The organism is Streptomyces sp. NPDC127038 (assembly GCF_042725875.1).
Classification (GTDB): domain Bacteria; phylum Actinomycetota; class Actinomycetes; order Streptomycetales; family Streptomycetaceae; genus Streptomyces.
The window spans coordinates 1-11,430 of record NZ_JBHXDQ010000057.1 but is presented as its reverse complement, the minus strand read 5'-3'; the positions used below and the strand labels follow the sequence as shown (position 1 = coordinate 11,430).

9 protein-coding genes are annotated in these 11,430 nt (G+C 76.4%); all 9 read left to right on the top strand.

What is annotated here, in order from left to right:
* Nucleotides 1–1,293, top strand: a 1,293-nt coding sequence (locus ACFWI4_RS30865; protein ID WP_387202898.1) for a hypothetical protein, incomplete at its 5' end; no start/stop codon positions are given.
* Nucleotides 1,293–2,384 (top strand): 4'-phosphopantetheinyl transferase family protein, encoded by a 1,092-nt coding sequence (locus ACFWI4_RS30860; protein ID WP_387202895.1) that lies wholly within the window; start codon nucleotides 1,293–1,295, stop codon nucleotides 2,382–2,384. The genes ACFWI4_RS30865 and ACFWI4_RS30860, both read left to right, overlap by 1 nt.
* Nucleotides 2,385–2,506: 122 nt before the next feature.
* Nucleotides 2,507–4,975, top strand: a complete 2,469-nt coding sequence (locus ACFWI4_RS30855; RefSeq protein WP_387202892.1) for a condensation domain-containing protein — start codon at nucleotides 2,507–2,509, stop codon at nucleotides 4,973–4,975.
* Between the two features lie 234 nt (nucleotides 4,976–5,209).
* Complete coding sequence (locus ACFWI4_RS30850; protein ID WP_385392144.1) at nucleotides 5,210–5,416, top strand: acyl-CoA carboxylase subunit epsilon; 207 nt, start codon at nucleotides 5,210–5,212, stop codon at nucleotides 5,414–5,416.
* A gap of 416 nt (nucleotides 5,417–5,832) precedes the next feature.
* Complete coding sequence (locus tag ACFWI4_RS30845) at nucleotides 5,833–6,744, top strand: BTAD domain-containing putative transcriptional regulator (RefSeq protein ID WP_387203011.1); 912 nt, start codon at nucleotides 5,833–5,835, stop codon at nucleotides 6,742–6,744.
* A gap of 168 nt (nucleotides 6,745–6,912) precedes the next feature.
* A complete protein-coding gene (locus tag ACFWI4_RS30840; protein WP_387202888.1) occupies nucleotides 6,913–7,857 on the top strand; it encodes a phosphopantetheine-binding protein in 945 nt (314 codons plus the stop codon).
* 154 nt (nucleotides 7,858–8,011) lie between these two features.
* A complete protein-coding gene (locus tag ACFWI4_RS30835) occupies nucleotides 8,012–8,884 on the top strand; it encodes a 4'-phosphopantetheinyl transferase family protein (protein WP_387202886.1) in 873 nt (290 codons plus the stop codon).
* Nucleotides 8,885–9,143: 259 nt separating this feature from the next.
* Nucleotides 9,144–10,133, top strand: coding sequence for an ornithine cyclodeaminase family protein (locus ACFWI4_RS30830; RefSeq protein WP_387202883.1), 990 nt, complete (start codon nucleotides 9,144–9,146; stop codon nucleotides 10,131–10,133).
* Nucleotides 10,134–10,503: 370 nt separating this feature from the next.
* A complete protein-coding gene (locus ACFWI4_RS30825) occupies nucleotides 10,504–11,325 on the top strand; it encodes a BTAD domain-containing putative transcriptional regulator (RefSeq protein ID WP_385392153.1) in 822 nt (273 codons plus the stop codon).
* The last annotated feature ends 105 nt before the right edge of the window (nucleotides 11,326–11,430 follow it).

Sequence of the window (11,430 nt, the reverse complement as noted above, 5' to 3'; positions counted from 1 at the left end):
GCGGTGTCGTACGCGGTCTCCGTCCCTGCCGCGGCCGGTGCGGTGGAGTATGCGGCGCGTCTTGAGGTGCTGCTCGGTGATCCCCGTGATCCCCGTAACCTCTACGGCCGTGCCGCCCTGGGGGCCGCGGGGCCCGGCGTCCTGCCCGTCCCGCCCGCGTTCCTGCCCGGCATCGGTGACCTGCCGGACGCCGGGCAGCTCGCCCGCGCCCTGCGCCCGCTGTTTTGCCGCGATCTCGCCCTCGCCCACGCCTGGAGCATCCGCCCGCTGCTCACCGCCGAGGTGCCGCACCCGGCGGCCGTGCTGCTGGGCCCGGCGGCGCTGCTCGCCGGGGCCGGCACCGTCCTGCTCGCCGCGGTCCGCATCGTGGAGGGCCTGAGCCGTCACCAGGCCGCGGCCCGGCAGTGGCGCCCGGTCCTGGCCACCGTCTTCGCCGACCTGCTGGCCTGCGAGAGCCTGACGGCCACGGCCCTGCGCGGCTGCCCCCCGCCCCCGCGACGGTCCGGCCGGGACGCGGAACTGCTCGCCGCCGTCACCGGCTACCTCGTGCCCCAGCTCGCCCTCGAACTGCTCGGCGACCTCGAACTCGTGCTGAACGAATGCGGGTTCGGCCCCCGTACCGTCGAACGGCGCACCCTGGCCCGCCTGGTACGGGACCGGGCGTTCGCGGGGGCCGACCCGGCGGCCACCGCCGCCGCCCAGGCCCGCATCGTGCGAGGCCTCGGCACGGCCGCCGCCGTGGAGCCGGACCCCGGCACAGGACTTGCGGCACTGTTCCACGACACCGGCACCGCCCTCGCCACAGCCGCCGCCCCCGACACCAGCACCAGCACAGGCGGCACCGGCACTGGTACCAGTACCGATGCCGGTACCGGTAGCGGCGGCGATGTCCTACGGGGTGCCGCCGCGCCCGGTGCCGACGACGCCGGCAGTGACGCGCTCGTCCGGCTCGGCCGCCGGCTTGCCGCCGAGCGGCGGGCGCTGCGCACCGCCTGCGCGGCCGTCGCCGTGCACGACCCCGCCGACCCGGCGGCCCGCGCCCTGGCGGACCGCCGGGCCCTGCTGGTGCTGGCCGCCGGGACGACGGCCGTCCAGGAGGCGGCCGCCTCGGCACGGCTGCCCTTCCTCGGCGACACCGGCTGGACGCGGGCGGTGCTCGCACGGATCACCGTACGGCTCGGACTGCCGCTGCCCGCCGCGACGGCGGACCCGCTGCCGGGCCTGTGGCAGGAACTGGCCCGGCGCGCGGCGGACGGCGTGGACTGCGACCTGCACGCGACGAGGCCGGCGTGATGAGCGACAGCGGCACACCCCACGACCGCACACCACCCCACGACCGTCCGGCACCGCACGACGACCGCACACCCCCCTACGACGACCACGCACCAGCAACTGACGGCCGCCCCCCGGCGCCTGACGGCCGCGCACCTTCGTACGGCGACCGCGCACCGGAGTACGGCCGTACGCCGCCCCACGGCGGCCGCGTACCGGTGGACGACCGGGTGCCGGCGGTGTCGTCGTTGTCGGCGCCGTGTCATGTGCCCGGCCCCGACGGGCCGTGGGAGGAGGTGCAGGAGCGGGTCGAGGACAGCGGCCGGGCGGTGGTGCACACCACCTGGGGGCAGTGGCTGACCCCGGCCCTGCTCGACCCCGCCCTGCGCACCCTGCTGGGCCGGGACTGGCCCCGCTACCGGCAGCATCCGGCCCCGGCCGGACGGCTGATCCTCGCCGTGTCCCGGACCGTACTCAAGCACACCGCCGCCGCGGCCCTGCAGGTTCCCGCCGAACGCCTCGACCTCGCCTACCTGCCGGGCGGGCGCCCCGTGCTGCGCGGCCTGGGCGCGGACCTCCAGGTGAGCCTCACGCACACCGACGAGCTCATCGCGGTCGGCGTCAGCCGCACGGGGCCGATCGGCGTGGACGCCGAACCCGCCGCGCGCCCGGTCTCCTGGGAGGCACTGCGCGACCACGTGTGCACCGCCGGGGAGGCCCGGCTCCTGGCGGCCCTGCCCGAGGAGGAACGCGCCGGGGCGTTCCTGCGCCTGTGGACCCTCAAGGAGGCCTACGCCAAGGCGCTCGGGCACGGGATGCGGCGCCGGTTCCCGGCCATCGGGTTCGAGTGGAACGCGACCGGAACTCCCCGGCTGGCGGGGGACACGGCGGGGGAGTGGGCCTTTGCCACCCATCTCGTCGATGAACGCTACCTGGTGAGCGAGGCGTACCACCCGGGCGAGGCACGTGCGTGCACGGCCGCGCCACCGCAGCCGGACGGACCGCGCGGCCCCTTCCCCGGGGAGGCGCCCCGGGGACCGTCCCCGGCGCGGCCGCCGCACGGCGGGCGGGTCCTCGGCTTCCCGGGACACCGCGGCCCCCGGCCGCGGTGAGCGGGCGGGCCGGGCGGCGGCCGCGGGCCTGCGGCCGGCCGTGCAGAAACGATTCGAAAAGGAGGTCGGGGTGACCGGACGGACCGCCGCGGCGGAACCGGCCGATCACCCCGGAGGGGTGGATGAGGAGTCATCACTGGTACGACGGCACCGTTCTCGCCGTCGTGCACGAACCGCCGGGCACCCAGGACGGGTCGCCGCTGGCCCTCGAACTGTGCGGGCTGGCCCGCGCGGACGCCGAGGCGGTCGCCGCCCGCGTCGCGCGACACCACCGGGCCTACGACGTCGAACTCGACGACGCCCCCCACACCCCACACACCACCGACGCCCCCGGCATACCCGACACCTCCGACGCCCCCGGCGCGCCGGACATCCCCGGTGTCCCCGGCACGCCAGGCATCCCCGGCGCCCCCGGCGCCCCCGGCACGCCCGTCATGCCCGGCGCCCCCGGGCTCAGCGTGCCTGAGGCGCCCGGCACCCCCCGCATCCCCGATGCCCCTGGGGTGCTCGGCATCCCCGATGCCCCCGGCGGCCCCGATCTCCCCGGCGTGTCCGGCATCCCCGGTGCCCCCGGCGCGTCCGGCACGCCCGGCGTGTCCGACGCCCCCGGTGTCCCCGGCGCGCCCGGCGTCCCCGGCGTCCCCGCTGGTGTGCCCGCGCCCGGGCGGCCGGGCCGGTACCTGCTGCGGCTGACCCCCCTGACACCCCCGCTGACCCCTCCGGACTCTCCGGGCTCTTTTGGCTCTCCGGGGTCTCCGGGGTTTCTGGGGCCGGCGGGGGCCGGTGTGCCGTTCAGCGATGATCTGCTGGCCGATCTGCTGGCGCCGCCCGCCGCGGGCGCGGTCGCGGTGAGCGGGCACCAGCGGGCGCTGCTCGCGGCCGCGGTCGCCGGCCGGGGCGGCCCCGGCGGTCTCGTGGAGCAGCTCCACTGGGACTGGACGGGCCCGCTGGACCTCACCCGGTTCATCGCCTCCTGGCGGTCCGTCGCCGAGCGGGAGGCGGTGCTGCGGGCGTCCTTCGACTGGTCCGGCACCCCCCGCCTGGTGCTGCACGAGGACGCGGCCGTCGAGGTCGTCCGCCACGCTCCGGTGGGCGCCGGCTGGAGCGACCTGCTGCGCCGTGACCGCGAGCGCGGCTTCGAGCTGTACCGGCCGGGCCTGCTGCGGGTGTCCCTGATCGAGGGACCGCCGGATCCGGGCGGCACCGCGAAGCCGCCCACCCGCCTGCTGGTGACCTACCACCGGGCCCTGCTCGACGAGCGCGGGGCCCGGCTGCTGGTGCGCCAGTTCTACCGTTCCTACCTCGCCGGCGGCGTGCTGCCCGGCGCGGACCGGCGCCCCGACATCCGCGACCACGCCCACTGGCTGGCCCGTCAGGACCCGGGCGCGGCACGGCGGTTCTGGGCGGCGGCCGCACCGCCGGCCGGCGCCGCCCTCAGCCCCGCACGCCCCGCCCCGCCGCCCCGGCACGCCGAGGGCACCGGCCGGATCCAGCGCCGGCTCAGGCCGCCGCAGGCCGCACGGCTGCGCTCGTGGGCCGGCGCCCGGGGCGCGGGGGAGAGCAGCGCCCTGCACGTGGTGTGGGCCCTGCTGCTGTACCGGGCGGCCGGGGTCCGCGGGCCGCTGCCGGTGGCCTTCGGCGTGCACCTGTCGGGACGGGACCTGGCGCTGCGGTCCGCCGCCGACATCCCCGGACTGCTGGGCGGCCCGCTGCCGATGACGGTCACCGTGGACCCGGCCGCGCCGCTGGCGGACCTGCTGGTGCAGGTGCGCGACGCGGCCCTGGACCTGACCGCCTACCCCTGGGTGAGCGGCGACCGGGTCCGCGAGTGGAGCGGACGCGCCCCCCGGGCCCCGCTGACCGCGACGACCGTCCGCTTCGACACCCACCCCGAACTGCCCGGGAACCTGCGGACCCGGCTCGCCGCGCAGGGCATCGGGGCGGGCACCCCGCACAGCGCCGGGGGCGCCACCACCGTGCCCCTCACCCTGACCGCGCACCACGACGGGGAGGGCACCCTGGTGCTGGGCGCCCTCCACGACTGGTCCCGGTTCGCCGACGCCGACGCCGCGGCCGTCCTCGCGCAGTGCGTGCAGCTGCTGCGGAGCCTGCCCGACCACCCGGACGAACGGTTCACCGTCGCGGCCGCCCTGGCCCTGCTGGACACCGCCCCGGTGCCCGTCATGACCCCGCCGGACACCGGCCCCGCCCCACCGGCACCGGCGCCGGCGGTGCTGCGGGCCGGGGAGGCCGGCGCGGACCTCGTGTGCCTGGTCACCGTCCCCGGCGTCACCCCCGGCGCGTACGACACGTTCCTGCGCACCCACGAGGGACCCGAACGCATCGTCTCGCTCACCGTCACCGGCGCCCCGGTACCGTCCGCCGCCCTGGACCGACTGCTCGGCGGCGCACACCGCCTGAGCGTGTGCGGCATCGGCCCGGCCGCCCGGGCCGCCCACGAGATCGCCCGCCACGCCGCACGGCGGACGGGACGGACCCCGGCCGTGATCATGACCGGCATCGGCGGCGCCGCCGAGAGCGCGCGGGCACTGTCCCAGGCCCTGCAGGCGGTACGCACACGCACCACCTGACCACCCGCCACCCGCCGCTCGCCCCCACCCGCCACCTGCCGCTCGCCCCCGCCCGCCGGGCCGTCACCACCGGCCCCGCGGGCGGCCCGCCTCCCGCCCCTCCTCTCCCGCCGGTCCGCCGCGCCGTCGGGCCCGTCCGTCCGCCCTGCCCGCCGCCTGCCCGCTGTGGCCCCACCGGGCCGAGAGCGTTTCTTGAGTGCGTCGGCCCAGGGTGGCGCTGGAAGAGGAGGCGCCATGGGGGAGACGGATCCCGGACAGCCGGCTCTGCGTGTCGAGCGCGGCAGCGCGACCGAGGAGGAACTGGCCGCGCTGACCGTCGTGCTGCTGGCCCTGCGCGGCCGGCCCGCCCCCGCCGAGGCACGGGCGAGACCGGCCGAGGCCGCCCGTTCGCGCTGGTGGCTGCGCGGCGACGGCCGCCCCGGTGCCCACGGCCGGCGCTGAGAGAGGCCGGGGGAGCGCCGGGAGCGCCGGGCCCGTCAGGACACCCCCGGAAGAGCAGGCCCGGGAGCGGCAGGCCCCTCGAAGGCACCTGTGAAGACCTCCGCGAAGACCCCGTACCGCCACAACGAGGAGACCTGCCGGTCTGTTTGACGGAAGGTCCGGCAGGGAGGCCGGTCCGGTCTTCCGGGCCCGGACGTGCGGTCGTACGGGCGCATATCGGTCCCCGGGCAGCGGTACGCGGGGTGAACACCGCCGTGACGGCCGGAGAGTCGGCAGGTGAACGGGCGTCTTCGAGGTCTGCTGCAGCGCTGCTGGAGAGTCGTTAAAAACAGGACGATCGGTCTCGTATTGACATACCGCCTGCGCTGTTTTTTAATGAGGGAGTGTCAGCGGCGCACGTGGACAGGGGAGACGGCGTGGACATCGACGTATTAGGTGCACTGGACGTGCGGGAGAACGGGGTGTCCGTCGCTCCGACCGCGCCCAAGCCCCGCCAGGTGCTGGCACTGCTGGCGGTGCACGCGGACCGGGTGGTGCCGGTCGCCTCGCTCATCGAGGAACTGTGGTCGGGCCGGCCGCCGCGCAGCGCCCGCACCACCTTGCAGACCTACGTGCTGCAGCTGCGCGAACTCATCGGGGCGGCACTGGCCCGCGGCACCGACCCCGCCCCCGGAACCGACCCCGCCCCCGGAACCGGCCCCGGCCCGGGTTCTGGTTCTGGTTCGGGGCGTCGTACGGCCAAGGATGTCCTGGTGACCCTGCCGGGCGGGTATCTGCTCGCCGCGGGGGGCGGTACCAGTGACGTCCGTGAGTTCGGCCGGCTGGCGGGGCTGGGCTACCGGGCCATGGACGCCGGTGACTTCCAGGGCGCCTCCCGCAACCTGGGTGCCGCGCTGGACCTGTGGTCGGGATCCGCCTTCGCGGACGTGCAGACCGGGGCCCAGCTGGCCATGGAGGCCAGGCGCCTGGACGAGAGCCGGCTGTGCGCGCTGGACCAGCGCATCGAGGCGGACCTGCAGCTCGGCCGGCACCGCGAGGTCCTCGCCGAGCTCACGGTCCTGACCAGCCGTTACCGCAGTCACGAGAACCTGCACGCCCAGTTCATGATCGCGCTGCACCGTTCGGGGCGGCGCGGCGAGGCCCTCAACGCCTACACGCACCTGCGCACCACCCTGGGCCGCGACCTGGGCCTGGAGCCCTCCCCGCGGCTGCGCCGGCTCCAGCACGCGATCCTGATGGCCGCCCCCGAGACCGCGCCGGCCCCGCCCCGCGCCGCCCGGGCCGCCCACCAGCCGGGCGCCGCCGCGGTCCAGACCGCCGGCCGGTAAACAAACCACACCGGGCCCGGACGGGCCCGGCCTGGTCCGGTTTTGGGCGCGGCGGCGGGTGCGTACGGTTCCGCCCCGCCGCGCAGAGGCCCGTCTTTCCCCCCGGTAAGCGGGAGGCACCCCCCGATCCCGGTCCGAAGGCCGGGGCCACCACGAAGGGACGACCTGATGACCAGCGAGCCGACGGCATCTTCCGACGGCCACGGAGACATCCTCGCCGAGCTCACCGCCGTGCTGGCCGGTGTCGTGCACGCCGACCCCGACCGGGTCGACCCCGACCAGCCCTTCTCCGTCCTCGGTCTGGACTCCCTGCTCACCGTCGAGTTCGTCTCGGCCATCGGCCGCGGCTTCGGCGTCTCCATCGCCGGCGCGGACCTCTACGAGTACGCCACCCCCGCCCTGCTGGCCCGTCACCTGGCGGACCTGCGCGGCGGCACCGGCCAGGTCCCCGCGGACCGGGACCCCGGCGCCGCGGCCGCCGTCCTGGAGGAGCTGCGCCACCAGCTGGCCCGGATCCTGCACTGCGACCCGTGGGAGATCGACGGCGGCGCCGCCTTCGCGGAACTGGGCATCGACTCCATCCTCGCGGCCGACTTCGCCGCCGGCGTCAACCGCGCCTACGGCCTGAGCGAACGCCCCGTCACCGTCCACGAGCATCCCGGCCTCGCCGCGATGGCCGCCTACATCGCCTCCCGCACCCGCACCACCCCGGCCCCGGCCACCCCCGACACCTCCGCCGGCATATCGGCAGGCCCCCTCGCCGCCGCTCCGGCCGACGCCCTCGTCACCGCGCCCGCCGGAGCCTTCGCCACCGCGCCCATCACGCCCGCGGGCCCGCCGCCCGCCGTTCCGGCCGATGCCCTCGCCGGCACCCTGGCCGGCCCGCCGGCCGCGCCCGCCGCCACCCCGCCCGCCCTCCCCGCCACCACGTCCGCCGCCCTCCCCGCCACCACGTCCGCCGCCCTCCCCGCCATCGCGTCCGCCGTCGCGTCCGGGGCGGGGGAGCGGTCCGCGTTGTCCCGGCAGGAGGTGCTCGCGCTCCTCGACGCGGTGCGCGGTGACCGGATCGGCGTCGACGAGGCCGCCGCGCTCCTGGCGGACCGTCCGGCCTGAACGGCCGCCCCCTGGGCGCAGCAGCCGGTTCCGGGCAGGCCGCCGACAGCGGCCCCGGCCGGCTCCTCGCCCGCTTCGGCCCCGGCGGCCCCCGCGCCGCCACCTCGCCCCGTCCGCAGCAGGGACGGCAACCGAGACGGACTGGAACGACACGATGACCCTCACCGCACCGGGGCCGCCCGGCGCCGGGCCCGGCCCCGACCACGATCCGGTGCCCCCGGTGACGCTGTGGCTGTGCCCCAACGATGCCCTCCCGCCCACCGTCGCAGGGCTCCTGGCCGAGCACTGGCTCGACGACCGCGAGAACGCGACCGCCGCCCGGTTCCTCTTCGAACGCGACCGCCGCCAGTACCTCGTCGCCCACACCCTGGTCCGCCGCGCGCTGGCGCTGGAGGCCGGCCTCGGCGAGGCCGAACTGGTCATCTGGCGCTCCTCGCGCGGACGGCCCTTCCTCCAGCCGCTGCCCGGCGGCCTGCCCCGCGGCGGCGGCCACCTCGACTTCAACCTCTCCCACGCGGGCGGCTACAGCCTGCTGGGGATCGTCCGCAGACAGCGTGTCGGCGTCGACGTCGAGTGCCTGGACCGGGAGGCGGGCGCCCTGGAGACCATCCTGACCACCTTCACCCCCCAGGAACAGCACTGGGCCGCCCAGGCACCCCCCGGACGGCAGCGGGACCGCCGGGTGCTGCGGCTGTGGACCCTGAAGGAGGCCTACTCCAAGGCCCGCGGGCTGGGACTGGGCCTGCCCTTCGACGAGTTCGCCTTCACCCTGGACGACGACCGGGGCGTGCTCGCCTTCCAGCCGCCCGCCGACGACCTCGGCGGACGCTGGAGGCTGCTGGAACTGGAACCGGTGCCCGGCGTGCTGGCCGCGGTGGCCCTGCCCGCTGACGAGGGCCCCGCCCCCCGCCTGGAACTGCACCAGGGATTCCCCTGGGACCGGGCCGCCCCGCACACCATCGTCCTGCCCGAACCCGTCAACACCCCGCACCACACCGCCCCCGCGACGGCCTTCGCCCCGCTCTGACCCACCCCGCCCCGACCCACCCCACCCCGTCCTGTCCGGTCGACCGCGGGACGGGACCGCCTGCCCGGGACGGGACGGGACGAGGCGGGGCGGGGCGGGGCGGCCGTGTGCCGGTGTGTCCGTCGGCGGGCGCGGGCGCGTACGGATGAACGCGCACGGCGGGCACCGCGTGTCGGGGCCGGCCGTCCGGGGCGCGGCGCCGACGCTGGGGGGCGGTGCGGCCGCCGGCCGCACCGCCGGTGCCGGGAGGGTGAAGCGCATGCTGGTCCTGGGCCGTTCACAGGTCGAGTCCCTGCTCTCCACCGACGCGCTGATCGATGCCCTGGCCTCGGCGATGGCGGACCTCAGCGCGGGCCGCGCCTCGATGCCCGACCGGGTCGCCGCCCGGGTCGCCGACCGCGACGGGTTCCTGGCCGCCATGCCGGGCTTCCTGCCCTCGGCCCGGGTGCTCATGACCAAACTGGTCTCCCTCTTCCCGCACAACGACGGGACACCCCTGCCCACCCACCAGGCGCTGATCGTGGTGTTCGACCCGGACACCGGCGAGCCCGCCGCCCTGCTGGACGGCACGGCCATCACCGCGGCGCGCACCGGCGCCGGCTCCGCGCTCTCGGCCCGGCTGCTGGCCCGCCCGGACGCGCGGGTGCTGGCCGTGCTGGGCACCGGCGTGCAGGCCCGCTCCCACGCCCGCGCGATCTGCCGGGTCCGCCCGATCCGGCAGATCCGCGTGGCCGGCCGCGACCCGGCGAAGGCCGCCGCACTGGCCGAGGAACTCTCCACCGTGCTGGAGGCCGACGTCCTGGCCGTGTCCGGCTACGCCGAGGCCCTCGACGGCGCGGACATCGCCGCCGCGACGACCCACGCCGTCGAACCCGTCATCCGCCGCCCCTGGCTGACCCCCGGGGTGCACATCACGTCCGTGGGATTCAACCCGGCCGGACGCGAGATCGACGACGCCACCATCGCGGGGGCACTGGTGTGCGTCGAATCCCGCCAGGCCGTGCTCTCCCCGGACTTCGGGGGCAGCAACGACCTGCTCGCACCCATCCGCGACGGGCTCATCACCGCCGGGCACGTGCACGCCGAGCTCGGCGAACTCGTCAACGGCAGCAAACCGGGACGCACCGCACCCGACCAGATCACCCTCTACAAGTCGGTCGGCGTGGCGGTGCAGGACGCCGCGGCCGCGGCCCTGGTCCTCGCCGCCGCCCGCGAACGATCGGTAGGCGAGGACATCACCCTGGACTGACCCCACCCCCGGCCCACCGCCCCGACACACACCCGTACGCGGCCGAGGACCGGCCCGTACGCGGTCCCGGTCCCGGTGCGCGCCGGCCGTATCCACATCCGTGCCGGCGGGCGGAAAAACAGGGGTGTTTGCGGGGCGGGAGCGCCCGCCGTCCCCAAGGCCGGAGCGGAATGCGGAGTTCAACTCGGGGCGGCGGGCGGGTGTCCCGCGGACCGCGGGCGCGGCGCGCACCACCTCGTGTGGAGCACCGCTGGAGGACCGCTACAGGAAAACGCTCGGGGGTCACGGCCCCCGCTAGCGTGCCTAGCGGCGGAGATTTCCGGCCACATAAGGAACTGGACGAGGAACTCGACGAGGTGGGGAGGCCACCATGGAGATTCAGGTTCTGGGTCCGTTGAGTGCCGAGGTCAACGGGGGATCCATCGTTCCGACGGCGGGCAAGCCGCGACAGATCCTGTCGCTGCTGGCGCTCTACCCGGGACGGGTCATGCCTGTTCCCACGCTCATGGAGGAACTCTGGGGAACCGAGCCTCCGGCCAGCGCACTGACGACCCTGCAGACGTACATACTCCAGCTGCGCAGACGGCTGGGCACGGCCATGGGCCCGGGCGCACCGTCCGGCGCCAAGGACATTCTCGCCACCCGGCACGGCGGCTACCTGCTCCAGATCGACAAGAGCTGTGTCGACGTCCACGCCTACGAGGAACTGGTCCGCCAGGGACAGACGGCGTTCATGGAAGGCGACGACGAGGTGTCCGCGGCACGCTTCTGCGCGGCCCTGGACCTGTGGACCGGCCCGCCGCTGGTCGACGTGCGACTCGGCCCCGTCCTGGAGATCGAGGTGATGAGGCTCCAGGAGAGCAGACTGGTCACCGTCGAGCGGCGCATCGACGCCGACCTGCGCCTGGGCCGCCACGCGCAGCTGATCGCCGAACTGACCGAGCTGACCGCCCGCCACCCCCACCACGAGGGACTGCACTCCCAGGTCATGGTGGCGATGTACCGCTCGGGCCGGCAGGCCACGGCACTGGAGGTCTACCGCAGGCTGCGCATCCGGCTCATCGACGAACTGGGCGTGGAACCCTCCCCGCAGCTCCAGCGCATGCACCAGGCCATGCTGGCCGTGGACCCGCAGCTGGACATGCTGGCGGGACCGCGCCACGGCTCCACGTTCGACCTGTTCGCGGCGTGAGCGACGGCCCGCCCGGCCCAGCCCGGCGGCCCCCACCCCCACACCGCTCCGTCCCTCCCGTCCTGTTCCCGCAACGGCCGAAACGGCCGGACCGCCATCCGGTCC